Annotated in this window: 35 protein-coding genes and 1 pseudogene; 32 read left to right on the forward strand and 4 right to left on the reverse strand. The window is 60.1% G+C overall.

What is annotated here, in order from left to right; all coding sequences use genetic code 11:
• Nucleotides 1-289: 289 nt before the first annotated feature.
• The 31 genes from rpsJ to HY30_RS07100 all read left to right on the forward strand — a co-directional run bounded on the left by rpsJ (nt 290) and on the right by HY30_RS07100 (nt 19898).
• Nucleotides 290-610: a 30S ribosomal protein S10 gene (gene rpsJ / locus HY30_RS06950; protein ID WP_034738419.1), complete on the forward strand. Its 321-nt coding sequence runs from the start codon at nt 290-292 to the stop codon at nt 608-610.
• On the forward strand, nt 610-1371 hold the full coding sequence (gene rplC, locus HY30_RS06955; protein ID WP_034738420.1) for a 50S ribosomal protein L3: 762 nt from the start codon (nt 610-612) through the stop codon (nt 1369-1371). Before rpsJ ends, rplC begins: the two co-directional genes overlap by 1 nt.
• The gene (gene rplD / locus HY30_RS06960; RefSeq protein WP_034738421.1) at nt 1371-2033 is read left to right on the forward strand and encodes a 50S ribosomal protein L4; all 663 of its coding nucleotides are present in this window, start codon (nt 1371-1373) and stop codon (nt 2031-2033) included. The genes rplC and rplD overlap by 1 nt, the downstream gene beginning before the upstream one ends.
• Nucleotides 2034-2035: 2 nt before the next feature.
• Entirely contained in the window at nt 2036-2335 is a 300-nt protein-coding gene (locus tag HY30_RS06965) for a 50S ribosomal protein L23 (RefSeq protein WP_034738422.1), read from the forward strand.
• 16 nt (nt 2336-2351) lie between these two features.
• Complete coding sequence (rplB, locus tag HY30_RS06970; RefSeq protein ID WP_034738423.1) at nt 2352-3182, forward strand: 50S ribosomal protein L2; 831 nt, start codon at nt 2352-2354, stop codon at nt 3180-3182.
• 14 nt (nt 3183-3196) lie between these two features.
• Entirely contained in the window at nt 3197-3475 is a 279-nt protein-coding gene (gene rpsS, locus HY30_RS06975; RefSeq protein WP_034738424.1) for a 30S ribosomal protein S19, read from the forward strand.
• A gap of 2 nt (nt 3476-3477) precedes the next feature.
• Nucleotides 3478-3867 carry a 50S ribosomal protein L22 gene (rplV, locus tag HY30_RS06980; protein WP_034738426.1) on the forward strand — a complete coding sequence of 130 codons (390 nt, stop codon included), beginning with the start codon at nt 3478-3480 and terminating at the stop codon, nt 3865-3867.
• Nucleotides 3867-4604 (forward strand): 30S ribosomal protein S3, encoded by a 738-nt coding sequence (rpsC, locus tag HY30_RS06985; RefSeq protein WP_034738427.1) that lies wholly within the window; start codon nt 3867-3869, stop codon nt 4602-4604. Before rplV ends, rpsC begins: the two co-directional genes overlap by 1 nt.
• Before the next feature lie 3 nt (nt 4605-4607).
• Complete coding sequence (gene rplP, locus HY30_RS06990; protein WP_034738428.1) at nt 4608-5024, forward strand: 50S ribosomal protein L16; 417 nt, start codon at nt 4608-4610, stop codon at nt 5022-5024.
• 2 nt (nt 5025-5026) lie between these two features.
• Nucleotides 5027-5227, forward strand: coding sequence for a 50S ribosomal protein L29 (gene rpmC / locus HY30_RS06995; RefSeq protein WP_034738429.1), 201 nt, complete (start codon nt 5027-5029; stop codon nt 5225-5227).
• Between the two features lie 10 nt (nt 5228-5237).
• Nucleotides 5238-5483, forward strand: a complete 246-nt coding sequence (gene rpsQ / locus HY30_RS07000; RefSeq protein WP_034738430.1) for a 30S ribosomal protein S17 — start codon at nt 5238-5240, stop codon at nt 5481-5483.
• Complete coding sequence (rplN, locus tag HY30_RS07005) at nt 5480-5848, forward strand: 50S ribosomal protein L14 (RefSeq protein ID WP_034738431.1); 369 nt, start codon at nt 5480-5482, stop codon at nt 5846-5848. The genes rpsQ and rplN overlap by 4 nt, the downstream gene beginning before the upstream one ends.
• 2 nt (nt 5849-5850) lie before the next feature.
• The gene (rplX, locus tag HY30_RS07010) at nt 5851-6168 is read left to right on the forward strand and encodes a 50S ribosomal protein L24 (protein WP_034738432.1); all 318 of its coding nucleotides are present in this window, start codon (nt 5851-5853) and stop codon (nt 6166-6168) included.
• Complete coding sequence (gene rplE / locus HY30_RS07015) at nt 6161-6715, forward strand: 50S ribosomal protein L5 (protein ID WP_034738433.1); 555 nt, start codon at nt 6161-6163, stop codon at nt 6713-6715. Before rplX ends, rplE begins: the two co-directional genes overlap by 8 nt.
• 19 nt (nt 6716-6734) lie before the next feature.
• Nucleotides 6735-7040 carry a 30S ribosomal protein S14 gene (rpsN, locus tag HY30_RS07020; RefSeq protein ID WP_034738434.1) on the forward strand — a complete coding sequence of 102 codons (306 nt, stop codon included), beginning with the start codon at nt 6735-6737 and terminating at the stop codon, nt 7038-7040.
• Nucleotides 7041-7054: 14 nt separating this feature from the next.
• Entirely contained in the window at nt 7055-7450 is a 396-nt protein-coding gene (gene rpsH / locus HY30_RS07025) for a 30S ribosomal protein S8 (RefSeq protein ID WP_034738435.1), read from the forward strand.
• Between the two features lie 10 nt (nt 7451-7460).
• Nucleotides 7461-8072 carry a 50S ribosomal protein L6 gene (gene rplF / locus HY30_RS07030; RefSeq protein WP_034738436.1) on the forward strand — a complete coding sequence of 204 codons (612 nt, stop codon included), beginning with the start codon at nt 7461-7463 and terminating at the stop codon, nt 8070-8072.
• 4 nt (nt 8073-8076) lie between these two features.
• Nucleotides 8077-8439, forward strand: coding sequence for a 50S ribosomal protein L18 (gene rplR / locus HY30_RS07035; protein WP_034738437.1), 363 nt, complete (start codon nt 8077-8079; stop codon nt 8437-8439).
• A gap of 11 nt (nt 8440-8450) precedes the next feature.
• Nucleotides 8451-9029 (forward strand): 30S ribosomal protein S5, encoded by a 579-nt coding sequence (rpsE, locus tag HY30_RS07040; protein ID WP_034738438.1) that lies wholly within the window; start codon nt 8451-8453, stop codon nt 9027-9029.
• Nucleotides 9030-9042: 13 nt separating this feature from the next.
• Nucleotides 9043-9228, forward strand: a complete 186-nt coding sequence (gene rpmD, locus HY30_RS07045; protein WP_034738439.1) for a 50S ribosomal protein L30 — start codon at nt 9043-9045, stop codon at nt 9226-9228.
• 52 nt (nt 9229-9280) lie between these two features.
• Nucleotides 9281-9760 (forward strand): 50S ribosomal protein L15, encoded by a 480-nt coding sequence (rplO, locus tag HY30_RS07050; RefSeq protein ID WP_034738440.1) that lies wholly within the window; start codon nt 9281-9283, stop codon nt 9758-9760.
• A gap of 89 nt (nt 9761-9849) precedes the next feature.
• The gene (gene secY, locus HY30_RS07055; protein WP_034738441.1) at nt 9850-11196 is read left to right on the forward strand and encodes a preprotein translocase subunit SecY; all 1347 of its coding nucleotides are present in this window, start codon (nt 9850-9852) and stop codon (nt 11194-11196) included.
• Complete coding sequence (locus tag HY30_RS07060) at nt 11193-11762, forward strand: adenylate kinase (protein ID WP_034738442.1); 570 nt, start codon at nt 11193-11195, stop codon at nt 11760-11762. The genes secY and HY30_RS07060 overlap by 4 nt, the downstream gene beginning before the upstream one ends.
• A 145-nt stretch (nt 11763-11907) precedes the next feature.
• Nucleotides 11908-12276 carry a 30S ribosomal protein S13 gene (gene rpsM, locus HY30_RS07065; protein WP_034738443.1) on the forward strand — a complete coding sequence of 123 codons (369 nt, stop codon included), beginning with the start codon at nt 11908-11910 and terminating at the stop codon, nt 12274-12276.
• A 15-nt stretch (nt 12277-12291) separates the two neighbouring features.
• On the forward strand, nt 12292-12684 hold the full coding sequence (gene rpsK / locus HY30_RS07070) for a 30S ribosomal protein S11 (RefSeq protein WP_034738444.1): 393 nt from the start codon (nt 12292-12294) through the stop codon (nt 12682-12684).
• Between the two features lie 57 nt (nt 12685-12741).
• The gene (locus HY30_RS07075) at nt 12742-13785 is read left to right on the forward strand and encodes a DNA-directed RNA polymerase subunit alpha (protein WP_034738446.1); all 1044 of its coding nucleotides are present in this window, start codon (nt 12742-12744) and stop codon (nt 13783-13785) included.
• A 52-nt stretch (nt 13786-13837) separates the two neighbouring features.
• Nucleotides 13838-14260, forward strand: coding sequence for a 50S ribosomal protein L17 (gene rplQ, locus HY30_RS07080; protein WP_034738447.1), 423 nt, complete (start codon nt 13838-13840; stop codon nt 14258-14260).
• Between the two features lie 210 nt (nt 14261-14470).
• Nucleotides 14471-15784 carry a metallophosphoesterase family protein gene (locus tag HY30_RS07085; RefSeq protein ID WP_051615061.1) on the forward strand — a complete coding sequence of 438 codons (1314 nt, stop codon included), beginning with the start codon at nt 14471-14473 and terminating at the stop codon, nt 15782-15784.
• A 376-nt stretch (nt 15785-16160) separates the two neighbouring features.
• Nucleotides 16161-17372, forward strand: coding sequence for an RtcB family protein (locus HY30_RS07090; protein ID WP_034738450.1), 1212 nt, complete (start codon nt 16161-16163; stop codon nt 17370-17372).
• A gap of 254 nt (nt 17373-17626) precedes the next feature.
• Entirely contained in the window at nt 17627-18694 is a 1068-nt protein-coding gene (locus HY30_RS07095) for a hypothetical protein (protein ID WP_034738453.1), read from the forward strand.
• A gap of 364 nt (nt 18695-19058) precedes the next feature.
• Nucleotides 19059-19898: an alpha/beta hydrolase gene (locus tag HY30_RS07100; RefSeq protein ID WP_206741430.1), complete on the forward strand. Its 840-nt coding sequence runs from the start codon at nt 19059-19061 to the stop codon at nt 19896-19898.
• Between the two features lie 16 nt (nt 19899-19914).
• Here the strand turns inward: HY30_RS07100 and HY30_RS07105 are convergent.
• The 3 genes and pseudogenes from HY30_RS07105 to HY30_RS19975 form a co-directional block, all read right to left on the reverse strand.
• Nucleotides 19915-20645, reverse strand: a pseudogene (locus HY30_RS07105) (MIP/aquaporin family protein).
• Nucleotides 20646-20727: 82 nt separating this feature from the next.
• Nucleotides 20728-20901: an aldehyde-activating protein gene (locus HY30_RS19970; RefSeq protein ID WP_155839273.1), complete on the reverse strand. Its 174-nt coding sequence runs from the start codon at nt 20899-20901 to the stop codon at nt 20728-20730.
• 242 nt (nt 20902-21143) lie between these two features.
• Nucleotides 21144-22061, reverse strand: a complete 918-nt coding sequence (locus tag HY30_RS19975) for a pepsin/retropepsin-like aspartic protease family protein (protein WP_034738457.1) — start codon at nt 22059-22061, stop codon at nt 21144-21146.
• 205 nt (nt 22062-22266) lie between these two features.
• Between HY30_RS19975 and HY30_RS07115 the strand changes: the two genes are divergently transcribed.
• Nucleotides 22267-22863, forward strand: coding sequence for an HD domain-containing protein (locus HY30_RS07115; RefSeq protein ID WP_034738459.1), 597 nt, complete (start codon nt 22267-22269; stop codon nt 22861-22863).
• Nucleotides 22864-22899: 36 nt separating this feature from the next.
• Here the strand turns inward: HY30_RS07115 and HY30_RS07120 are convergent, their stop codons facing one another.
• Nucleotides 22900-23262: a Kazal-type serine protease inhibitor family protein gene (locus HY30_RS07120; RefSeq protein WP_034738461.1), complete on the reverse strand. Its 363-nt coding sequence runs from the start codon at nt 23260-23262 to the stop codon at nt 22900-22902.
• Nucleotides 23263-23304: the final 42 nt, after the last annotated feature.

The following is a 23304-nucleotide window of genomic DNA, read 5'->3' on the forward strand; positions in this document are numbered from 1 at the left end:
TCACCCCAACCCCTCTCCCGGGGGAGAGGGGCTTTTAAGGGGTTTGCGTCGGGGGTAGGGGTAGAGGCTTGATGCGCCCCGGCCCCTGTGCGGATTTGGTCTGCAAATTCCCTGTTTCGGCTGTTGACCTGTGCGATTCCTTCCCATAGAAGCACCAATTCGCCGGGAAGGCCGCGCTTAATTAGCGAACGCTCCCTCGAAACTGACAATTTAACCCTACCCAACCCGGGCGCTCGATGCTGACGAGCCATCGCCCTGGGCTTAAGTGTTTTGTGTGGACGGACGAACGATGGAACGACAAAATATCCGGATCAGGCTCAAGGCCTTCGATCACCGTGCGCTCGACATGTCGGCGAAAGAGATCGTGAATACTGCCAAGCGTACCGGTGCTGAAGTGAAGGGTCCAATCCCGCTTCCAACCCGTATCGAGCGTTTCACCGTGAACCGTTCGCCCCACGTCGACAAGAAATCCCGTGAGCAATTCGAGATTCGCACCCACAAGCGCATTCTCGACATTGTCGACCCGACCCCACAGACCGTTGACGCGCTTATGAAGCTCGACCTGTCTTCCGGCGTTGGCATTGAAATCAAGCTTGAGGGAGCACGCTAATGGCTCTTCCAGCCCCCCGTTCCGGCGTGCTGGCCCGCAAACTGGGCATGACACGCATCTTTGACGAAGACGGCCGCCACATTCCCGTGACCGTTCTTTCGCTCGACGGCTGTCAGGTCGTTGGCGTGCGCACCGAAGACGAGCGCGCCGTCACCACCAAGAAAGGCGGCGAAGTCACCCGCACTGACGGCTACAAGGCTGTCATCCTCGGCGCCGGCGACAAGAAAGCCAAGCGCACGAACAAGGCCCTGCGCGGCCAGTTCGCGAAAGCCGGCGTTGCGCCGAAAGCGAAACTCAAGGAATTCCGCGTTTCGGGCGACCTGCCTGAAATCGGCGCCGAAGTTCAGGCTGACCACTATGTGCCAGGCCAGAAGGTTGACGTTTCCAGCTATGCGATCGGTAAAGGTTTTGCCGGCGCGATGAAGCGCTGGAACTTCGGCGGCCTTCGCGCCACGCACGGTGTGTCGCTGTCGCACCGTTCGCACGGTTCGACCGGTATGAACCAGGATCCGGGCCGCGTGTTCAAGAACAAGAAAATGGCCGGCCACCTCGGTACCGACCGTATCACCACACAGAACCTGACGGTTGTGCGCACGGACGTTGAGCGCGGCCTGATCCTCGTGAAGGGCGCCGTGTCCGGTCATGACGGTTCGTTCGTGGAAATCCGCGATGCCGTGAAGAAGGCCCTGCACGCCGACGCGCCTGCAGCCGGTTCCTTCAAGTCGGCAAACGCTCCTGCCCAGACAGAGGGTGCTGAATAATGGAACTCGCAGTCAAAACCCTTGCCGGTGAAGCGGCTGGCAACATCACGCTTGATGATGCCATCTTCGGCATCGAAGACATCCGCAAGGACCTGCTTCACCGCACGGTCCGCTGGCAGCTGGCCAAGCGCCAGGCTGGCACGCACAAGACCAAGACGCGGTCGGAAGTGGCTCGCACCACGAAGAAGTCGATCCGTCAAAAAGGTTCGGGCGGCGCTCGCCACGGCTCGCGCAACGCACCGATCTTTGTCGGTGGTGGCGTTGCCCACGGCCCACGCGTCCGCAGCCATGCGCATGACCTTCCCAAGAAGGTCCGCAAGCTGGCCCTGGCCCATGCCCTGTCGTCGAAAGTTGTCGCCGACATGATCATGGTGATCGATACGGCCGTGCTGAAAGAAGCCAAGACCAAGGACCTGGCGGCTCACTTCGCCGGTCTCGGCATCGAGAACGCGCTGATCATCTCCGGCATCACGGTTGACGAAAACTTCGCCAAGGCCGCTCGCAACATCCCGAACGTGGACGTGCTGCCTGTCGCCGGCCTCAACGTCTATGACATCCTGCGCCGCAAGACGCTCGTCATCACGAAGGAAGCCGCTGAAGGCATCCAGGCGCGCTTCGACGGCACGCTGGCCCAACCCGCAATCGCAGCAGAGGCTGAATAGTCATGGCTGATCCGAAGCAACATCACTACGACATCATTCGCAAGCCGATCATCACCGAGAAATCGACGCTGGTCGCTGAAGAGAACAAGATCGTTTTCGAAGTCGCGATCACCGCTGACAAGAAGTCGATCAAGGAGGCCATCGAGGCCCTCTTCAAGGTTGATGTCACGGCCGTGAACACCGTGCTCCAAAAGGGCAAAACGAAGCGTTTCAAAGGTCACCTTGGTCGTCGCAACGACATCAAGAAAGCCTATGTCACGCTCGCTGAAGGCCAATCTGTCGACATTTCGACGGGCCTGTAGGGGAAGGACGTAGACTATGGCACTCAAGACATTCAATCCAACGTCCCCAGGCCGTCGCCAGCTCGTGCTGGTCGACCGTTCGGACCTGCACAAGGGCAAGCCCGTCAAGGCGCTGACCGAAGGCCTGTCCAAAAAGGGCGGACGCAACAACCGTGGCCGTATCACGGCACGCCGCATCGGTGGTGGCGCCAAGAAGCTGTACCGTATGGTCGACTTCAAGCGTAACCGCTGGGACATGCCGGCTGTTGTCGAACGCCTCGAGTATGACCCGAACCGCACGGCCTTCATCGCGCTGATCAAGTACGAAGACGGCATGCTGTCCTACATCATCGCCCCACAGCGCCTTGAAGTCGGTGACACGGTCGTCACGTCGGCAACGGCTGATATCAAGCCGGGCAACACGCTGCCGCTGAAGAACATCCCGGTCGGCACGATCATCCACAATATCGAGCTGAAGCCCCAGAAGGGCGCCCAGATGGTCCGTTCGGCTGGTACGTATGCCCAGCTGGTTGGCCGTGACGGTGGTTATGCCCAGATCAAGCTGACGTCCGGCGAGCTTCGCATGGTGCTCGACACCTGCCTCGCAACGATCGGCGCCGTGTCCAACCCGGACAACATGAACCAGGTCCTCTCGAAGGCCGGTCGCAAGCGTCACATGGGCAAGCGCCCGTCTGTTCGCGGCGTGGTCATGAACCCGGTCGACCACCCGCACGGTGGTGGTGAAGGCAAGTCGTCCGGCGGTCGTCACCCAGTGACGCCATGGGGCAAGAAAACCCGCGGTCCGAAGACCCGTTCAAACAAAGCGACGGATCGTCTGATCATCCGCCGCCGTAACGCGAAACGCTAGAGGAGCCGCGAGACATGTCACGTTCTGTCTGGAAAGGCCCATTTGTTGACGGCTATCTGCTGAAGAAAGCCGAAGAGGCTCGCGCCTCCGAGAAGCGGACGGTCATCAAGACCTGGTCGCGTCGTTCGACAATCCTGCCCAATTTTATCGGCCTGAACTTCCAGGTCCATAACGGCAACAAATTCATCCCGGTCACGGTCTCGGAAGAGATGGTCGGCCACAAGTTTGGCGAGTTTGCTCCAACCCGTACGTTCTACGGCCACGGTGCAGACAAGAAAGCGAAGCGGAAGTAGTCATGGGTAAGACCAAGAATCCTCCGAAGCAGGCTTCCAACGAGTCGCGCGCTGTCCTGCGCATGTACCGTTCGAGCCCACAGAAGCTGAACCTGCTGGCCCAGCAGATCCGCGGCCTTCCGGTCGAGCGGGCACTGGCCGAGCTGCAGTTCTCGCCGAAGCGTCCTGCCAAGGACGTTCGCAAGCTTCTGCAAAGCGCGATCGCCAACGCAGAAAACAATCACGGTCTCGACATCGACAGCCTGGTCGTTGCCGAAGCCCACGTGGGCAAGAACCTCGTGATGAAACGTATCCGGGCCCGCGCCCGCGGCCGTGCCGCTCGCGTCCTGAAGCCGTTTGCACAGGTTACCATTGTCCTTCGTGACACAAGCATGGAAGCGGAGGCCGCCTGATGGGTCAGAAAGTCAATCCAATTGGTTTTCGTCTGGGTATCAACCGGACGGCAGACAGCCGCTGGTATGCTGACAGCGCCGATTTCGGCCGTCTGCTCCACGAGGACCTTGCCATCCGCAAGGCGATCCGCGCGAAGCTGAAGCAAGCCGGCATCTCGAAGATCATCATCGAGCGCCCGCACAAGAAATGCCTCATCACGATCCATACGGCCCGTCCGGGCCTGGTGATCGGCAAGAAGGGCGGCGACATCGAAGTGCTCCGCAAAGAGCTCGGCAAGATGACGACGGACGAAGTGCGCGTGAACCTCGTTGAAATCCGCAAGCCGGAAATCGACGCCACGCTGATCGCTGACGACATTGCACGCCAACTCGAGCGCCGGGCTTCGTTCCGCCGCACGATGAAGCGCTCGATCCAGTCGGCCATGCGTCTTGGCGCTGAAGGTATCCGCATCATGGTTTCCGGCCGTCTTGGCGGTGCTGAAATTGCGAGGACCGAGCAGTATGCAGAAGGCTCCGTGCCGCTGCACACGCTGCGCGCCGACATCGACTATGGCACAGCGGAAGCTGCGACCACCTACGGCATCATCGGCATCAAGGTCTGGGTCTACAAAGGCGAGATCATGGAGCACGACCCGATGGCGCAGGACAAGCGCCTCGAGTCTTCGGGCCAATCGCGCGCTCGTGCCAATGCTAACCAACGCGGACCGGCTACCGGTGCGCAAGCCTCCGGAGCGTAAGAGATGCGTCAGCCGAAGCGAACCAAATTCAGGAAGGCCTTCAAGGGCCGGATCAACGGCACGGCGAAAGGCGGCTTCACGCTGGCTTTCGGCGAGTTCGGCCTCAAGGCTCTCGAGCCTGAGCGTGTTACGGCACGCCAGATCGAAGCCACCCGCCGGGCTGTGACGCGTTACATGAAGCGTCAGGGCAAAGTGTGGATCCGCGTATTCCCGGATGTGCCTGTGTCGGCAAAGCCGATCGAGGTCCGGATGGGTAAAGGTAAGGGTTCGGTCGACCGCTGGGTCGCCCGCGTCTCGCCCGGTCGCATCATGTTCGAGATCGACGGTGTGCCGGAAGATGTCGCCCGCGAAGCCCTGCGCCTCGGCGCAGCCAAGCTTCCGATCAAGACGAAAGTCGTCAAGCGGATTGAGGGGATCTGATCATGAAAGCCTCTGATGTAAGAACCAAGAGCGCCGACCAGCTTAAAGACGAGCTGATCAAGCTGAAAAAAGAACAGTTCAACCTGCGCTTCCAGGCGGCCACCGGCCAGCTTGAGAAGACGGCCCGCGCCAAGGAGATCCGTCGCGACATTGCTCGCGTCAAGACGATCCTTCGCGAAAAGGCCGTGGCAGGTCAGGCCTAGGAGAGAGAACATGCCTAAACGTATTATGGAAGGTGTCGTTGTCTCGACGAAGCAGGACAAGACAGCCATCGTTCGCGTCGAACGGACCTTCACCCACCCGGTGATGAAAAAGATCGTTCGTCGTTCGAAAAAGTATCACGCCCACGACGAAGCCAATGTGGCTGTCGAGGGACAGGTCGTAACCATCCAGGAATGCCCACCGCATTCCAAGCTGAAGCGTTGGGAACTCGTTTCCGGCGAAGGGAGTGACGCATGATCCAGATGCAATCAAATCTCCGCGTCGCCGATAACTCCGGCGCTCGCCGGGTCCAGTGCATCAAGGTGCTGGGTGGTGCTGGTCGCCGTTACGCTTCCGTGGGCGACGTTATCGTCGTCTCCATCAAGGAAGCGATCCCGACCGGCCGCGTGAAGAAGGGTGATGTCCGCAAGGCCGTCGTCGTTCGCGTCGCGAAAGACATCAATCGTGCAGACGGTTCGACCATCCGGTTCGACTCCAATGCTGCCGTGCTCATCAACAACAATGGTGAGCCAATCGGAACCCGCGTTTTTGGCCCGGTCCCGCGTGAACTTCGCGGCAAGAACCAGGTCAAGATCGCCAACATGGCGCCGGAGGTTTTGTAGTCATGGCTGCGAAGATCAAAAAAGGCGACACGGTGCTGGTGATTGCAGGTCGCAACAAGGGCTCGAAAGGCGAAGTGCTTAAAGTGCTCGTCGACGAGGACCGTGTTGTGGTTCGCGGCGTCAACGTCGTGAAGCGCCACCAGAAGCCAACACAAATGGATCCGGGCGGCATCAAGAATTTTGAAGCGCCTATCCACGTGTCCAATGTTGCACACGTTGACCCACGCGACGGCAAGCCCGTTCGCGTCGGCTTCAAGACAGACGAGCATGGCCGCAAAACGCGGTTTGCCAAGCGTTCAGGGGAATCCATCGATGTCTAAGGCATACGAACCCCGTCTCAAGACGAAGTACCGCGATGAGATCCGGGGCAAACTGCAAGAGCAGTTCAGCTACACGAACCCAATGCAGGTTCCGAAACTCGACAAGGTCGTGATCAACATGGGCGTAGGCGAAGCCGTCTCCGACTCCAAGAAGATCAAAGCCGCCCTTGCCGAACTGGAACTGATCGCGGGCCAAAAGCCTGTGGCCACCAAGGCCCGCAAGTCCATCGCCGGCTTCAAGCTGCGCGAAGGCATGCTGATCGGCTGCAAGGTCACGCTTCGCCGTGATCGCATGTTCGAGTTTCTTGACCGCCTGACCAACATTGCGCTTCCGCGCGTGAAGGACTTCCGCGGCCTGAATGGCAAGAGCTTCGATGGCATGGGCAACTATGCCATGGGCCTCAAAGAACACATCGTTTTCCCGGAGATCGCTTACGATCAGGTGGAAGAGATTCGCGGTATGGACATCATTGTCTGCACCACCGCCTCAACCAACGAAGAAGCCAAGGCACTCCTCGCCGAGTGTGGCTTCCCGTTCCGGAACTAGCGCCAGGAGATCTGCTGATATGGCAAAGAAGAGCGCAATCGAGAAGAACAAGCGGCGCCAGAAGCTCGTTGACCGTTATGCGGCCAAACGTGCTGAACTGAAGGCAATCGCGATGGACGAGAACCTGTCCCTGGAGGAGCGCTTCAAGGCGCGCCTCAAGCTGGCGGAACTTCCACGCAACTCGGCGCCGAACCGTGTTCGTAATCGCTGTGAAGTGACCGGCCGTCCGCGTGGTTACTATCGCAAACTCAAAATGTCGCGGATCGCGCTGCGGGACCTTGGTTCCACTGGCATGATCCCCGGTCTCGTGAAATCCAGCTGGTAAGGAGGGAGAGCTAAATGAACCTTTCAGATCCCCTCGGTGATATGCTGACACGCATCCGGAACGCCCAGATGCGCGGCATGTCTAAAGTTGTCACCCCGGCGTCGAAAGTCCGCGCCCGTGTCCTCGATGTCCTCGCTGATGAGGGTTACATCCGTGGCTATGCGGAAGTGGAAAAAGACGGCCACAAAAATCTTGAAATCGAGCTTAAGTATTACGAAGGCCAACCGGTCATCTCGGAGATCAAACGTATCTCCAAGCCGGGTCGCCGCGTGTACTCTTCGGTCTCTGACATTCCGCTCGTGCGCAATGGCCTTGGCATTTCAATCCTGTCGACTTCGCAGGGTGTTATGTCGGACAATGCTGCCCGGACGAAAAATGTCGGCGGCGAAGTGCTCTGCCGGGTATTCTAGGAGAGCGCTGATGTCACGTATTGGAAAACTCGCAATCCCGGTCCCGAATGGCACGACGGTTTCCGTCGAAGGCCAGACGATCAAGGCCAAGGGCCCCAAAGGCGAAATGACGTTCACGGTCGCGGAAGTGATCACACCTAAATTCGAAAACGGTGAACTGTCCGTCATGCCACGCGCCGATCTGGTGAAGGCTGCCGAAGATCGCATCGCGCAAGAGAAAGCACGCGGACGCCGCCTGCCGACTTTCGCCGAAGCGCTCGACTCGACCGCTCGAACCCAGTGGGGCACAGCCCGCGCTCGCGCCGCCAACATGGTGCAAGGCGTTTCGGAAGGCTTCACGAAGTCGCTCGAACTCGTCGGCGTTGGCTATCGCGCCCAGATGCAGGGCAATGACCTGAAACTGGCTCTCGGCTTCTCGCACGATGTCGTTTACAAGGCGCCGCATGGCATCACGCTGGCTTCCTCGAAGCCAACGGAAGTCGTGATCACGGGCGCGGACAAGCAGTCGGTTGGCCAGGTTGCCGCCGAAATCCGCAAGTACCGTCCGCCAGAGCCGTATAAAGGCAAGGGTATTCGCTACGCCGGCGAATATGTCCGCCGCAAGGAAGGCAAGAAGAAGTAAGCCGATGAAAAGTCCACGCGAAAAAATGCAGCGCCGCGCACAGCGGGTCCGCACCAAACTCCGGAAGGTCGCCGAAGGGCGCCCGCGTCTGTCGGTTGCCCGCAGCCACAAGAACATTTCGGCCCAGATCATCGACGACGAGAAGGGCATCACGCTCGCCTCGGCATCGACCCTGGAAAAGGATGTGCTGGGCAAGGCAAAGACCGGTGCAGATTCTGCTGCTGCCGCCCTGGTTGGCAAGACGCTCGCTGAGCGCGCCAAGAAGGCCGGTGTCGAGGACGTCGTGTTTGATCGCGGCGGCTACATGTTCCACGGCCGGGTGAAAGCCCTGGCAGACGCCGCCCGTGAGGGCGGTCTCAAATTCTAAGGAGAGGCCCTATGGCTGAAGAAAGAGGAAGAGGCCGTCGTCGCGATCGTGAGGAAGAAGTTTCCGAGATCGTCGACAAGCTCGTCGGCATCAACCGCGTTGCGAAAACGGTGAAGGGCGGCAAGAACTTCGGTTTCGCTGCACTCGTCGTCGTCGGTGACCAGAAGGGCCGCGCAGGCTTCGGCAAGGGCAAAGCCCGCGAAGTGCCTGAGGCGATCCGCAAGGCAACCGAAGAAGCCAAGCGCAACATGGTTCGCGTGCCGCTTCGCGAAGGCCGCACCCTGCACCATGATGGCAAGGGCCGTCACGGCGCTGGCAAGGTTGTGCTCCGCGCAGCGCCTCCCGGTACCGGCGTTATCGCCGGTGGTCCGATGCGCGCCGTGATGGAAGTGCTCGGCGTCCAGGACGTTGTCGGCAAGTCGATCGGTTCGTCGAACCCTTACAACATGGTTCGCGCCACGTTCGACGCTCTGAAAGAGCAGGCGAGCCCGCGTACCGTCGCTTCCAAGCGTGGCCTGAAGGTTCAGGACGTTGTCGGTCGTCGTACCGATGGCGCTTCCGAAGCCGGCATGGCTGACATCGTAAGCTAGAAGGACAGGCGACATGGCGAAGAAAATGCTCACCGTCCGTCAGAAGGGCAGCCCCATCGGCCGCGATCCCAGCCAGCGCAAGACGCTGATTGGCCTCGGTCTCAACAAGGTTGGCCGGACGAAGGAACTCGAAGACACTGCGCCGGTTCGCGGCATGATCCGCAAAGTGGCTCACTTGGTAGAGGTGGTTGGCGAGTAGCGCAGGTTTGCGCAGTCGGCCCTCTCACAGAATAATATCGGAAGATAAAGCGATGAAACTCAACGATTTGTCCCCAGCAGAGGGCGCCACCAAGAACCGCATGCGCGTTGGTCGCGGCGTGGGTTCGGGCAAGGGCAAGACTGCCGGTCGCGGCGTCAAGGGTCAGAAGGCGCGTTCCGGCGTTGCCGTGAACGGCTTCGAAGGCGGCCAGATGCCAATCTACATGCGTCTTCCAAAGCGCGGCTTCACGGCCCGCAATTCGAAGTCGCACGCCTGGATCAACCTGAGCCGTCTGGCAAAGGCGATCGAAGAAGGCAAACTCGACGCCAAGAACGTGACCGAGGAAACCCTCGTCGCCGCTGGCGTGGTCAACAAGCTGGGCGACGGTGTTCGCCTGCTGGCCAAGGGTGATGCCCCCAAGAACGTGACCATCACGGTGACCGGCGCCTCGAAAGCTGCGATTGAAGCAATCGAGAAAGCTGGCGGAACCGTCACGGTGACCGGGCCCAAGAAAGACACAGCTGAAGTTTAATCAGCGGTTTTTTCCTTATACCCCTTCACAAATACTGTTTCGCCGCCGATTTTGGCGGCGAACGCTTTTTCAGGGAGGCTGAACGGCCGATGGCGAATGCTGCAGAACAAATGGCCCGCAACGTCAATTTTGCGAGCTTTGGAAAAGCGAAGGATCTGCAAAACCGGATCCTGTTCACGCTTGTAATTCTGGTCCTTTACCGCCTCGGCACCTACATCCCCATTCCCGGCCTCGACCCGGAACAGTATCGCAGCCTCTTTGCCAGCCAGTCGAACGGCATTCTGGGGTCCATGAACCTGTTCGCCGGTGGCGCGGTGCAGCGTATGGGCGTCTTCGCGCTCAACGTGATGCCCTACATTACCGCCTCCATCATCATCCAGATGATGACATCGGCCTCACCCACGCTTGAGAAACTCAAGAAGGAAGGCGAAGCGGGCCGCAAGCAGATCAACCAGTATACCCGTTACCTGACGCTGGCGTTCGCGCTGGTCCAGTCGTTCGCAATTGCGGGCGGCCTGTCGGCCGTGCGCATCGAGGGCATCGCGCCCTGGTTCTTCATCCTGACCGGCGTTGTCACGCTGACCGGCGGTACCATGCTGCTGATGTGGATGGGTGAACAGATCACGGCGCGCGGCATCGGCAACGGTATTTCGCTGATCATCTTTGCCGGCATCGTTGCCGAACTGCCGAAGGCCATCTTCAACCTGATTACGCAGGCGCGCACGACCTCGGTCAATATTGTGTTCGTTCTTGCGATTGCGGTCATGGTTATCGCGCTGGTCGTCTTCATCGTGTTCATGGAGCGATCACAGCGAAGGCTGCTGATTCAGTATCCGAAGCGCCAGCAGTCCCATGGCTTTGCTCAGGGCCAGCGCAGCTTCCTGCCGCTCAAGATCAACACGTCGGGCGTTATCCCGCCCATCTTCGCTTCAGCGCTGCTGATGCTGCCCATGACGGCCATTGGCTTCCTCGGGGGCACCGCGGCAGATGCTGGCGGCAGCGGCATCCTCGGCTTCCTCGCGACTCACTTCTCGCCCGGCTCGTGGACCTACATCATCACCCAGGCCGGCCTGATCATCTTCTTCTGCTACTTCTACACGTCGATCATGTTCAATCCGGAAGAGACGGCCGATAACCTGCGCAAGTATGGCGGCTTCATTCCCGGTATTCGCCCAGGCTCCAATACGGCCGCCTATATTGACTATGTTCTGACCCGCCTGACGACGATTGGCTCTCTCTATCTCGTCTTTGTCTGTATTCTTCCCGAGCTACTGCGTCGTTATTTCCCGGAAATTCCGTTCTATATCGGTGGCACATCGCTTCTGATCGTGGTTTCTGTAACAATGGATACGGTGACGCAGATTCAATCGCATTTGATCGCGCACCAGTATGAAGGCATGATCAAGAAGTCGAAGCTCGGGGGCCGGAAGAAATGAATTTGATACTGTTCGGGCCGCCTGCGGCCGGAAAGGGCACGCAAGCCAAGCGTCTCGTTGAGGAACGTGGATACGTTCAACTGTCGACAGGCGACATGCTGCGCGCCGCGCGGGCCTCGGGTTCCGAGCTGGGCCAGCGGGTTGCGCAAATCATGGACGAAGGCGGCCTTGTCTCTGACGAGATCGTGATTGCCCTCATCGACGAGCAGCTGGAAGTGCAGGCGGGTGCGCCCGGTTTCATTTTCGATGGTTTCCCGCGCACTGTGGGCCAGTCCGAGGCACTCGACACGCTTCTTGAGTCGCGCGGCACATCGGTGGATCTCGTTATCCGCATGCTGGTGGACGACGACAAGCTGCTCAGCCGTGTCACGAAACGATTCGAGGAGCAGGGGCGCAAGGACGACAATCCAACGACTTTCTCGCGCCGCCTCGAAAAATACTATGAAGATACAGCGCCTTTGCTGCCGATCTATGCCGAACGGGGTGTCCTCGTTGAGATCGACGGAATGGGTGGAATTGATGAGGTCGCGTCCCAAATCGACACGGCCTTGAAACAGACCGCCTAAAGCTGGGATTCCGCTGTTGACGCGGGAATTTGTGGGGCTATAAGCCTCATCTCTTAGCTTAAGGCTTAATCGCCAGTGCGCGACGGGGCGGCATACGCCCCTTTGCGCTCTTTATGTTTGAACAGTCGCTTCAGGAGTAACGGCTTTGGCCCGTATTGCAGGCGTTAACATCCCGACCAACAAGCGCGTCGAAATCGCGCTGCGCTATATTCATGGCATTGGCCCGGCGATGGCACGCGAAATTATTGAAAAAGTGGGCGTCGAGCCTGCACGCCGCGTCGCTGACCTTTCGGACGCCGAAGTTATCCGCATCCGCGAAGCGATTGATGCCGACTATCTCGTGGAGGGCGACCTTCGCCGCGATACGTCGATGAACATCAAGCGCCTGATGGACCTTGGTTGCTACCGTGGCCTGCGCCACCGTCGCAAGCTGCCGGTCCGCGGTCAGCGCACGCACACCAACGCCCGTACCCGCAAGGGTCCGGCCAAGCCGATCGCCGGCAAGAAGAAATAATAGGATCACACCGAGATGGCCCGCGATACAACGACACGAGTCCGCCGCAGAGAGCGCAAGAACATCACTTCCGGTGTTGTTCATGTCAACTCGAGCTTCAACAACACCATGGTCACGATCACCGACGCGCAGGGAAATGCTATTTCCTGGTCGTCCTCGGGCGTCGTTGGCTTCAAGGGCTCGCGCAAGTCGACCCCATATGCGGCCCAGATGGCTGCTGAGGACGCTGCGAAAAAAGCCCAGGAGCACGGCCTCCAGACGGTTGAAGTGAACGTGCGCGGTCCCGGTTCGGGTCGTGAGAGCGCGCTGCGTGCGCTCCAGGCCGTGGGCCTGACCGTCACGTCGATCAACGACACGACGCCGATCCCGCACAATGGATGCCGCCCGCCGAAGCGCCGCCGCGTCTAATCAAACCTCTCCAGCGGCGCACTTTGCGCCGCTTGCCGCTTTCAAGGAAAGTCGCCCATGGCTGACAAAGAACTTATCTCCGTCAACGACCGTAACTGGAAAGAACTCATCCGTCCGAACCGCCCTGTGGTTCAGGCTGGATATGACACGAAGCGCAAAGCGAAGCTGGTGATCGAGCCGCTCGAGCGCGGCTACGGCACGACGCTTGGAAACGCCCTGCGCCGCGTGCTGCTGTCCTCGCTTCAGGGCGCTGCCATCATTGGCGTCCAGATCGATGGCGTGGTTCACGAGTTTTCGGCAATCCCGGGCGTCCGTGAAGACGTCACGACGATCGTGCTGAACCTGAAGCAGGTTGCGATCTTCATGGAATCCGATACGCCGAAGCGCATGGTGCTGAAGGCGAAAGGTCCAGGCGAAGTCAAAGCCGGCCAGATCGAAACGCCTGCCGACAGCAAGATCCTGAACCCTGACCTCGTCATCTGTACGCTTGATGACGGCGCAGAAGTTCGCATGGAATTCACCGTTGCCACCGGTAAAGGCTATGTGCCTGCCGATGCGCACCGTCCGGAAGATGCCCCAATCGGCTATATTCCGATTGATGCGATCTACAGCCCAGTCCGCCGCGTTGGCTACCTGGTTGAAGACACGCGCGAAGGCACTGTGCTGGACTATGACAAGCTGACGCTCGATATCGAGACCGACGGTTCTGTCACGCCTGAGGATTCGGTCGCTTATGCTGCCCGCATCCTGCAGGATCAGCTCCAGCTGTTCATCAATTTCGAAGAGCCAACCCTCGAAGTGGGCCAGGCTGCAGAAGAAACCGACCTCGGCTTCAATCCCGTCCTCCTCAAGAAGGTCGACGAGCTGGAACTGTCCGTGCGTTCGGCAAACTGCCTGAAGAACGACAATATCGTCTATATCGGCGACCTCATCCAGAAATCGGAAGCAGAGATGCTGCGCACGCCGAACTTCGGCCGCAAGTCTCTCAACGAAATCAAGGAAGTGCTCGCTGGCATGGGCCTGCACCTCGGCATGGAAGTGCCGGATTGGCCGCCGGAAGATATTGAAGGCCTTGCCAAGAAATACGACGACCATCTATAGGACCCGATCTTAAGGATTTACGGGGGCCTGATCACCTCCAGAGGACACGACAATGCGCCACGGAATAGCCCATCGCACGCTGAACAAGTCGACATCGCACCGCAAGGCGATGTTCGCGAACATGGCGGCGAGCCTTATCGAGCACGAGCAGATCGTCACAACCCTGCCCAAGGCCAAGGAAATGGCGCCCCTCATGGACAAGCTGATTACGCTTGCCAAGAAGGGTGACCTCGCAGCACGCCGTCAGGCTATTGCGAAAATCCGCAATGAGGACGCTGTCCGCAAGCTGTTCGACGTAATGGGCGACCGTTACAAGGAGCGCAATGGCGGCTACACGCGCGTTCTGAAAGCCGGCTTCCGCCATGGCGACAACGCACCGGTTGCTGTTCTGGAACTCGTTGACCGTGACGAAACGGCTCGCGGCGCTGCCGACAAGGCCCGTCACGCTGCTGAACTGGAAGCGATGGACGACTAGTCCTTTCGCGCCTTCACTGAGATACTGAAAACCCCGGACGGAAACGTCCGGGGTTTTTTCGTTCTGGCCTCAGAGAATTGGATGGGATCGGGCCGGTCCGAAAGAAAGTGTCACGCTGGTTTGCTAACGCCTGTCAGGCAATAGCGAGGAGGCTGCACCATGATTCCATTCCCTTTCCGTCCGCGATACGCGACAGCGACGGCCATTCTGATGGCTGCAGCGCTGATCGGCGCCTGTACGACACCGGCAGGTGAAACCGCTGCACCCGCTGTGGAAGCCGGGGTGCCGGCCATCGATTCCGAATTCACCATCGCTGTCCTTCCGGACACGCAGAATTATCTCGACTACACGCACCAGGCCGCCGAAGGCTTCCCTTTCGAGGCCAGCGAGCTGTTCCTGAAACAGATGCACTATGTCGCTGACAACCTGGAGAGCGCGGGCGGTGACATCGCCTTTGTCACGTCGCTCGGTGATGTCTGGCAGCACCAGACCCTCGTCATGGACGAAGATCATAAGGCCCGTGGTTTCAAGGCCGTGCCAAATCCGATCATGGACAGTTTCTTCGCGCCGACGGAGAAGACGAAGACCGTCGAGATGCCCAAGGCGCATGAAGGCTTCTCCCTGATTGCCGGCAAGACGCCCTTCTCGGTTGTGCCGGGCAATCATGATTATGATTCCATGTTCACCGACTCCAAGTTCCCGCCCAAGGCCACCCAGCCGGCAGAGGTGGACCCGTCGGACCTTGCGGGCTCTCTGGGCGTCGTGCATCCGGCCGGGCTGGACAATTTCCGGTCCGTCTTTGGCGCTGAGACGGCCTTCTTCAAGGACAAGCCCTGGTATGTCGCGTCGCACGATGGCGGCGCTGACAGCGCGCAGGTCTTCGAGGCGGGCGGCTATCGCTTCCTGCATATCGGCCTGCAGTTCGATCCGCCGAACAGCTCGCTCGACTGGGCCAAGGCGGTCATGACGAAATATCCCGGCCTGCCAACCATCATCTCCACCCATGATTACATGACCAAGGAAGGCGAACGCGTGCCGAACCCCATGGTCGATGGGCATGCCGTGGATCCGCAGAACAACAATCCGCAAATGGTGTGGGACAAGCTGATCAGCCAGAGTGACCAGATTTTCCTCGTTCTCTGTGGCCACGAACATGGGCAGGCCTTCCGCGTGGACGATAACGCGTTTGGCAACAAGGTGTGGCAGGTGCTGGCCGACTATCAGGATCGCGGCCAGACGGCGATCGATGCCGGCGTCAAATCGGCCTGGCCGGTGGGCATTGGCGACGGCTGGATGCGCCTGATGCGCTTCGACATGGATGAGGCCGCACCGGTCATGACGGTCAAAACCTATTCGACCCATTACGAGAAAATGAGCCGCGATACGGCCGAATATGCGGCCTGGTACAAGGCGGGCGAAAAGCCGAAACTCTCGGACGATGCCTTCCATGACGAAGACGATTACGCCGTCACGCTGACCGATTTTCGCGCCCGTTTCGACAAGGCGGGACGTGTCGCGAAATAGAGGCAAGTCCTTGGTCAATAAGATAGTTTATATAAAATACATCAGACTCCGGACCAACTGGTCCGGGGGTTTTCTTTCTCAGGCGGGCTTGACGGGGCAATCCGATTCCATCATACGGCGCATCCATTCAGCAACGGAGATACCAATGACCTGGTATACCAATCAACCAAGAGCGAAGTTTGACGCGCAGAATCTGCGCGGCGAATGCGTCCGCATGGAGGATGCTGGATAGGGCTGATTGTCAGTCCGCAGATCGGGAAACCGGTTTTTGTCCGCCCTCCGCGCCTTACGCCCGGAGGGTTTTTTTTGTCTTTTATCCAAAGGGAATCGCGGAGGGCTTGTCAGGAGGAGTTTGGAAGTCCCAGACTTTGGAACGATGAGTGAATTTGACGTTTTCGAAACCAGCGCCGGTGGGCGCATCAAGGCCTGGATAAAGGGTGTCCCCGTTGAAGAGGGCGCCCGGCGCCAGCTTGAGAATGTGGCGGGCCTCCCGTTCGTTCACTCGCACCTTGCCGTGATGCCCGACGTGCACTTTGGGCGCGGCGCCACCGTCGGCTCGGTCATCCCCACGAAGGGGGCGATCATCCCGGCGGCTGTCGGTGTCGATATCGGGTGCGGCATGATGGCGATCGGTACGAGCCTTACGGCGAACGACCTGCCGGACAGCCTCGCGGCGATGCGCAGCGAGATCGAGCGCAAGGTGCCGGTCGGCAACGGGCGCGCGGGCAGCCACAAGGAAGCGCCCGCCCGGGCAGCAACGGCGCTGCGCAATTCCGGGCTGGTGGACCGGCTTGAGGCCATCACCAGCAAGCACAAGCGCATCCAGCGCACAGCCTTTGCCAAGCAGCTGGGCTCGCTCGGCGGCGGGAACCATTTCATCGAGCTTTGTCTCGATGAGGCGGATCATGTCTGGGTGATGCTGCACTCGGGGTCTCGCGGCACGGGGAACGTGATCGGCACGTACTTCATCCAGGAAGCCCGTGAGGCGCTGGAGAAGCGTGTGCTTGGCTACCACGTGCCCGACCGCGACCTCGCCTTCTTTGTGGAAGGAGAGGACCTGTTTGCCGATTACATCTACGCGGTCGGCTGGGCGCAGGACTACGCGCGCCTCAACCGGGAAGTGATGATGGATCGTGTACTGATCGCCATGCGGGAGATGCTGCCGCCGTTCACGCTGGCCAAGCAGGCGGTCAACTGCCACCACAACTATGTGGAGCAGGAGCATCATTTCGGGGCCGATGTCTGGGTTACCCGCAAGGGCGCCGTGCGCGCAGGCGCAGGTGAGCTGGGCATCATTCCCGGTTCGATGGGGGCGAAATCCTTCATCGTTCGCGGGAAGGGAAATGCGGAATCGTTCTGTTCGTGCTCGCACGGAGCAGGGCGCGTCATGTCCCGCTCCGACGCCAAGCGCCGGTTCACGCTGGAAGACCACATTGCGGCAACGGCCGCCGTGGAATGCCGCAAGGACGCAGGCGTGATTGATGAAACGCCGATGGCCTACAAGGACATCGACGCCGTCATGGCCGCGCAGGCGGATCTGGTGGAAGTGATTCACACCCTTCGTCAGGTCGTCTGTGTAAAGGGTTGACAGTTAACCATGCCAGGCCTTATACGCCGCAACTCACTGCCGGGCCGTCCGCTCAAGGATGGCCCGGCAGACCAACCGGAAGAGATTTGAGATGAAGCTGAGTTGTAAAAACACAATCAGCTCCTCGCGACTGCGGGGGGCATTGTCGGCCTCCCCCGTGCTTTGGCCGGTGGACGCCTGACCTCGTATTGAACACCTGATCCGCTCGCGCTGAGGCCATACCTTGGCAAATGCGATTTGAAAGGAGGTGGATCATGGGCACGCCCATGACCCTGATGCATGCGCGTCCGAAAGGGCGTGCCGGCATCCAGACGCCATTGCTCGGCTTCCTGGCCGGGCCCCATGCCGACCTGATCGCTCAGGCCTGGCCAGCGCCGCACAGCGGGTTCTTCACCCTGCCAACGGCGCGTCGCCATGCCGCCGCGATCCTGCTTGGCCGCGCGCCGGAGATGCGCATGAGCGAGATCATCCATGCGGTTGAGCGTGGGCGTGATCGCGACGTTGCGTGCCTCCTGATGCGGGGCGAAGCGCCGGGCGGCCTGATGAAGGCGCTCGGCCGGCTTGGCGAGATTCTGTGGGAGGCGGGCGACTATACCCGTTTCCTCAGCCTCTTTGCCGAGGACGAGGCGGCGCGTGTGCTGCGGCACATGAAGGTTATCGGTGCTGATCGGCTCGCGCTGATCGGCAAGCTGCCGATCCAGTTGCGGCAGGCCGGGGTCATTTCGTGGTTGCCGGCCTTGCCGGCCGCTGTGGAGGACCTTGCCGAGGCGTTCCGCCTGGCCTTGCTCATTCATGGGGCAGGCGAGGCAGTCGCCATGGCGAGCCGCTGGAACCGGGCGCGCGATACGCTTGCCCTGTTCGACATGGCGGCTGAGGCGCTTCAGCCAGTCCGGTTCGGCGCCATCATGGCGCCGCCGCGCCTGCCGGAGGCCTTCGTGCCGGTGAATGACCGCAAGGCACTGGTCAGCGTCGCGCTCGAGTTTCGCAATTGCTTGCGGGACTTCGCGGGCGACCTCGCCGCCGGGCGGATGGTGGTCTTCACTGTCCGCGAGACGGGTGAGCCGGTGGCTGTTGCCCTGCGGCAGGATCCGGCTGGCTGGCGTCTTGCGGAAGCGCGGGGCGAGCAGAACGTGGACACAAGCGATGCGGCGCTTCGGCGTATCGTGGCTGTCCTCGAAACGGCCGGTGTCCGCACCGGGCAATCGACCTGGGCGCTGGCCCGCCAGCTGCACGATCATGCGTGCGACCGGTGCGGTCCGGCCCATGTCGGCCCGCGTGAAACATGGCGTGACCGGCTAGCGCTGGGCGCGCTGTGGGACTGATGCGTCTGACGGAATGCCCCTTCTTCCGACCGGAAGGAGGGGCATTTTGCATTTGCCCAATCATTGATCCGACCCGGACCGCGACAAAAGGATTACAAATCCGAAATTGTCTTTGTCTCAATAAGTGCCGTAGAAGTTTGCCATGTCGATTTGGAAAGCTGCGGTCATTGTTGCCGCGTCAGTCAGTCTTGCAGGGTGTGGCGGTGGAGGCTCGGGCTCTTCATCGGGAGCAGTTGTTGTGCCGCCTTCACCTCCTCCTCCGCCGCCCGCACCGCCGCCACCTCCTCCTCCGCCGTCCCCTCCGGTAACGCCGTCTCCGCCACCACCCCCACCACCACCCGGGCCGCAGCGCTATGTGGATGAAGTGTTCACCAGTACGAACCGGACATCCGATGTGGTATTTGGTGAAGCCGACCGGAGCATGGGCACCCAGACGCTCCGCATGGATATCTACACGCCGGTCGGGGATACTGAGACGGATCGGCCTGTTTTCGTGCTTGCCTTCGGTGGCGGATTTACGGAGGGCAGTCGCCGGGATCCGCTCGTCGTTTCGGTTGCTCAAAGCCTTGCGCGGCGAGGTTATGTCACCGCGTCAATCGATTATCGCTTTTTTGAAACCACGCCGGTCACGGAAGATGACGCGGATATTGCGATCATTGAGGCCATGTATGACATGCGCGCCGCGGTCCGCTTCCTGCGCCAGGATGCGGAAGGGGCCGATGTCTATGGCACGCGAGACGATGCCGTTTTCGTCGGTGGCATTTCCTCGGGCGGTATCATGGCCTCATTCGCGGGCGCGCTGGACATGGGGGATGGCCTGTCGACGAATGTGCGCAATTTCCTGACCGCGCATAATGGCACTGCCGGCGACAGCAGCACGAATACGGGCATTTCCTCGGATGTTCAGGGTGTCTTCAGCATATCGGGCGGCCTGACGGATTTTCTCTGGATCGATGCGGATACGGCGCCCATCTATGCGGCGCATGAAGAGTATGATCCCACCGTGCCGTGCCGGTATGCCATGGGCGATGCCGGCTTCAGCCTGGCGGGCGGGTGCGACATGGTTCAGATCGCGCAATCCTATGGTGTCGATGCAGAGCTCTACCTTGTGCCGGGCGCGAACACGCACGTTGGCTACAACAATGCCCAGGTGGAGGAATTCATCGATGGGGCTGCGGCCTTCTTCGCGGCGCAAATTCCCTGACCGTCGGCGGGCGGGGCTATTCTCTCGCTGCGCGGGGTGAGGCATCCCGGAACAGGTAGGCGAACAGGGCGACCGCAACGCAAGACCCGGCAATCTGCGCCGCGATGAAGGGCAGTACGGATGCAGGCGCAATCCCTGCAAATGTGTCGCTGAGCGCGCGGGCGATTGTGACGGCCGGGTTCGCAAAGGATGTCGACGCCGTGAACCAGTAGGCGGCCGTTATATAGAGCCCCACCATGACGGGCACGGCCTCTGCCCGCACGCGAATTCCAGCCAGAATGGTGAGGACGAGCCCGAATGTGGCAATGCCTTCGGAGAAGTCCTGCGCGCCGCCGCTGCGATCTGTCTGTGATATCTGAAGCAGGGGTTCGGCAAACATCAGGTGGGCCGTCCAGACGCCGATGATTGCGCCAGCGACCTGCACAGCGATATAGGCGGCCGCCAGAGCCGGCGATATCTCCCGGCGCAAGGCAAAGGCCAGCGTGGCGGCCGGATTGAAATGAGCGCCCGAGAGTGGCCCGAACATGGTGATCAGCACGACAAGTCCGGCCCCTGTGGCCAGCGTATTTCCAAGCAGGGCAATCGCCGAATTGCCGTCGGCCAGCCTGTCGCCCATGATGCTGACCCGATCACGATCGCGAGCAGCAGCGCAGTGCCCAGGCCTTCGGCGGCCAACCGGCGGCCCGCGCTTGTATCCAGCAGGGGCGGCTCAAAGCTGGCCGCAGGGGAGATTTCAGAGTCGGGCATTGCGTAGCGGCTCCTGGTACACAGTCATGGAAGTGACAGCGGATATTTCAGAAGAGCCTGATGCCAGCAATGCACGTTTGGGTTACTCGCCGATATAGCTTTCGGACCCGGCGCCATCGACATGCCGCAGGCGTGCATCGGCAAGGGCAGGAGGGTCGAGCATACGCGCATTGATCCCCATGCGGTCGCGGGCCGGGTCGACCGGACTGAAGTGGGTGACGCATCCGCAGGTCCGGCAATGATGGAACCTGATCAACTGGGCGTCCCATATATAGCTTTCGGTGCGGGCCTCCGAAGTCGTGAAACGGACCTCAAGCCGGCTTGTAATAGGCCCAGAGCGTGCCGTAGCGGCGACAGATTGAGCAATTGCAATGGTCACCTGGGCTGGCGCAGTTTACCGCGTGAATTGCACGGCGCCGCAGTGGCAGGATGCGTTGGTCATGGCGAGATCCTCAGGGCATTCCATGCCTCGCCTTAAATCCTGTTTGCGCTGAAAACTCAATCGTCGCGAAGGTGCGTCGCCGCGGCACGTTGGCGAACGCTGACCATGTCCTTCTTCTGGGCCCGGAGGCTAAGGACAAGGAAGTTCCTGCGGCGGTCGAGTTGGACCCTGAAGTTGGAAAGGTAGTCGAGCCCCAGAACCATGGCAGGTGTATCGACCATGCTCAGATGCTCGAACAGGGGCGGGTCGGCGACGATCAGGTCAGGCCGGGAGACACTGTGCTTGCCGAGCTGAATTTTCCGCCCCGTGGCGACCCGTACATCTATACCATTCCCGGTAATGCCTTGCAGAAGCTGAGTCTCCTCAACATTCGGCTTCATGTCGGCATCGGCCGCAAAACGGCTGTTGATATAGGAAACGCTAGACCCGGTATCGATAAGGGCCAAGCCCTTGCGTCCATTGAGCTTCACTTCGGCAAACCAGAGCCCGCTTATCTGGTGCATGGGCAGGTGGCTTATGGTCTTCGTGAAGTTCGAGTCGGGCCGGCCATCATAGATGAGGACGCGGCGCTCGACGAAGTCAAAGTCTACCACGTCGCCTTCCAGAACCGTCAGGGGGACGACGTTTTTGACGCCGACAACTTCTATGCGCTGGTTAAGGGCTGCGGCCACATCGGTGAAACGGCAATTACCCGCCGCAATGCTGTCCAGGTAAACGATCGGATAGGCCTGCGGGCCTTCAAGGCCAAGGACATTGACCATGGATGCATCGGGCGGCGCGACGCCGGCGCGTTTGGCGGTTGCCAAGCCGATCATCGCATATGTGGCCGCCGTATCGATCACGCCGATGGCGGCGGTGTTGTCATTCAAGGTCAGTGGGACAACGATATTGCCATGCATATCAAAATTGAACGGAATGGACTGGCGTTCACTTGCATGCGCCGCAAGGGAGCTCGCCAGACACATGGCAGCCATGGTGGCCTGGGCTAAGCGGTGCAGCCATTTTCCTGTCGGGCTGCGTGTCGACTTTTTCCTCCCGTGCATCGCGTATCCTCGCTCTTGCAATACACAGAATGACACGATTTCGGTTCGCGGCCAAACCGCGCCTTCAGGCCATACGCTTTCCTGTTGCCATTCTGTGGTATATCGTGTGCCCAACGAGACATGGAGGAGACACAACATGGCCGACGGACACGACATCGAAGAGCGTGCAAAATTCCGCGAAATGCTGGAGGGAACGCCGGAAGACTGGGGCATCATCGCCACGCACGCCAAGCAGTTCAACAAGGGCCTCGCCAAGCGCGTGCTGGACCATTTGAAGCTGCTGGACGGTGATTATGGTGGCTTCCCGGTCGACAGGCTGACCCACTCGCTGCAGACGGCAACGCGCGCTCATCGCGACGGGCGTGACGAGGAATATGTCGTCTGCGCCCTGCTGCATGATATCGGTGATACGCTCGGCAGCATGAACCACCCGGATGTCGCCGCGGCGATCCTGAAGCCTTTCGTGTCAGAGGCCAACCTGTTCATGGTCGCCAATCATGGTGCGTTCCAGGGCTATTACTTCTTTGAATATCTTGGCCTCGACAAGAACATGCGTGAGCAGTTCAAGGACAGCCCGCACTATGAATATTGCGCGCAGTTCTGCCATCTCTACGACCAGGCCGCGTTCGACCCTGATTATGAGAGCGAGCCGCTGGAATTCTTTGCGCCGATGGTTGAGCGCGTCTTTTCCAAGCCGAAGAACTCGATGTATCTGAAAGCCATGCAGGACTAGAGCAAATGGCCTCCCCAAGGGGAGGCCATTACAGCGTCAGCCAGTGCAGGCGCCCTTGGTGGCAACGCTCGTGCCGTCGGCATGGGCTTCACACGTATTCGGATAGGTCTTGCCGTTGCAGCCGCAGACGGGCGCATATTCGCGTGTGCAGGCGGGCTTAATCTTCTGGCAGGTGCCGGCATAGTCGGCGGTGTTGACGCAAAGGCCGTCCGGAACGAGGCAGAAATAGCCGTCTTCGCATTGCAGGGCCGCGATGCCGCCGCAGGTCTCGCCTTCGGCGCTGATGGGCAATGCGACTGGTTCTGCAGCAGGTTTTGCGGTTTCGGCGGGCGAAGGGGCGCTACACGCCGTGGCAATCAGGAAGGCTGAAAATAGAAATGTAATGGCAGTAAAACGCATGGATTCCCCTCAATAGCGTGTGAGGAGAATCCTGCGCTTAAA

Source organism: Hyphomonas chukchiensis (genome assembly GCF_000682695.1).
GTDB lineage: Bacteria > Pseudomonadota > Alphaproteobacteria > Caulobacterales > Hyphomonadaceae > Hyphomonas > Hyphomonas chukchiensis.

Excerpts from the sequence above, each read along its gene's own strand:
- rpsJ (WP_034738419.1), top strand. The coding sequence starts at position 290 with ATGGAACGACAAAATATCCGGATCAGGCTCAAGGCCTTCGATCACCGT.
- rplC (WP_034738420.1), top strand. The coding sequence starts at position 610 with ATGGCTCTTCCAGCCCCCCGTTCCGGCGTGCTGGCCCGCAAACTGGGC.
- rplD (WP_034738421.1), top strand. The coding sequence starts at position 1,371 with ATGGAACTCGCAGTCAAAACCCTTGCCGGTGAAGCGGCTGGCAACATC.
- HY30_RS06965 (WP_034738422.1), top strand. The coding sequence starts at position 2,036 with ATGGCTGATCCGAAGCAACATCACTACGACATCATTCGCAAGCCGATC.
- rplB (WP_034738423.1), top strand. The coding sequence starts at position 2,352 with ATGGCACTCAAGACATTCAATCCAACGTCCCCAGGCCGTCGCCAGCTC.
- rpsS (WP_034738424.1), top strand. The coding sequence starts at position 3,197 with ATGTCACGTTCTGTCTGGAAAGGCCCATTTGTTGACGGCTATCTGCTG.
- rplV (WP_034738426.1), top strand. The coding sequence starts at position 3,478 with ATGGGTAAGACCAAGAATCCTCCGAAGCAGGCTTCCAACGAGTCGCGC.
- rpsC (WP_034738427.1), top strand. The coding sequence starts at position 3,867 with ATGGGTCAGAAAGTCAATCCAATTGGTTTTCGTCTGGGTATCAACCGG.
- rplP (WP_034738428.1), top strand. The coding sequence starts at position 4,608 with ATGCGTCAGCCGAAGCGAACCAAATTCAGGAAGGCCTTCAAGGGCCGG.
- rpmC (WP_034738429.1), top strand. The coding sequence starts at position 5,027 with ATGAAAGCCTCTGATGTAAGAACCAAGAGCGCCGACCAGCTTAAAGAC.
- rpsQ (WP_034738430.1), top strand. The coding sequence starts at position 5,238 with ATGCCTAAACGTATTATGGAAGGTGTCGTTGTCTCGACGAAGCAGGAC.
- rplN (WP_034738431.1), top strand. The coding sequence starts at position 5,480 with ATGATCCAGATGCAATCAAATCTCCGCGTCGCCGATAACTCCGGCGCT.
- rplX (WP_034738432.1), top strand. The coding sequence starts at position 5,851 with ATGGCTGCGAAGATCAAAAAAGGCGACACGGTGCTGGTGATTGCAGGT.
- rplE (WP_034738433.1), top strand. The coding sequence starts at position 6,161 with ATGTCTAAGGCATACGAACCCCGTCTCAAGACGAAGTACCGCGATGAG.
- rpsN (WP_034738434.1), top strand. The coding sequence starts at position 6,735 with ATGGCAAAGAAGAGCGCAATCGAGAAGAACAAGCGGCGCCAGAAGCTC.
- rpsH (WP_034738435.1), top strand. The coding sequence starts at position 7,055 with ATGAACCTTTCAGATCCCCTCGGTGATATGCTGACACGCATCCGGAAC.
- rplF (WP_034738436.1), top strand. The coding sequence starts at position 7,461 with ATGTCACGTATTGGAAAACTCGCAATCCCGGTCCCGAATGGCACGACG.
- rplR (WP_034738437.1), top strand. The coding sequence starts at position 8,077 with ATGAAAAGTCCACGCGAAAAAATGCAGCGCCGCGCACAGCGGGTCCGC.
- rpsE (WP_034738438.1), top strand. The coding sequence starts at position 8,451 with ATGGCTGAAGAAAGAGGAAGAGGCCGTCGTCGCGATCGTGAGGAAGAA.
- rpmD (WP_034738439.1), top strand. The coding sequence starts at position 9,043 with ATGGCGAAGAAAATGCTCACCGTCCGTCAGAAGGGCAGCCCCATCGGC.
- rplO (WP_034738440.1), top strand. The coding sequence starts at position 9,281 with ATGAAACTCAACGATTTGTCCCCAGCAGAGGGCGCCACCAAGAACCGC.
- secY (WP_034738441.1), top strand. The coding sequence starts at position 9,850 with ATGGCGAATGCTGCAGAACAAATGGCCCGCAACGTCAATTTTGCGAGC.
- HY30_RS07060 (WP_034738442.1), top strand. The coding sequence starts at position 11,193 with ATGAATTTGATACTGTTCGGGCCGCCTGCGGCCGGAAAGGGCACGCAA.
- rpsK (WP_034738444.1), top strand. The coding sequence starts at position 12,292 with ATGGCCCGCGATACAACGACACGAGTCCGCCGCAGAGAGCGCAAGAAC.
- HY30_RS07075 (WP_034738446.1), top strand. The coding sequence starts at position 12,742 with ATGGCTGACAAAGAACTTATCTCCGTCAACGACCGTAACTGGAAAGAA.
- rplQ (WP_034738447.1), top strand. The coding sequence starts at position 13,838 with ATGCGCCACGGAATAGCCCATCGCACGCTGAACAAGTCGACATCGCAC.
- HY30_RS07085 (WP_051615061.1), top strand. The coding sequence starts at position 14,471 with ATGGCTGCAGCGCTGATCGGCGCCTGTACGACACCGGCAGGTGAAACC.
- HY30_RS07090 (WP_034738450.1), top strand. The coding sequence starts at position 16,161 with ATGAGTGAATTTGACGTTTTCGAAACCAGCGCCGGTGGGCGCATCAAG.
- HY30_RS07095 (WP_034738453.1), top strand. The coding sequence starts at position 17,627 with ATGGGCACGCCCATGACCCTGATGCATGCGCGTCCGAAAGGGCGTGCC.
- HY30_RS19975 (WP_034738457.1), bottom strand. The coding sequence starts at position 22,061 with ATGGCTGCCATGTGTCTGGCGAGCTCCCTTGCGGCGCATGCAAGTGAA.
- HY30_RS07115 (WP_034738459.1), top strand. The coding sequence starts at position 22,267 with ATGGCCGACGGACACGACATCGAAGAGCGTGCAAAATTCCGCGAAATG.
- HY30_RS07120 (WP_034738461.1), bottom strand. The coding sequence starts at position 23,262 with ATGCGTTTTACTGCCATTACATTTCTATTTTCAGCCTTCCTGATTGCC.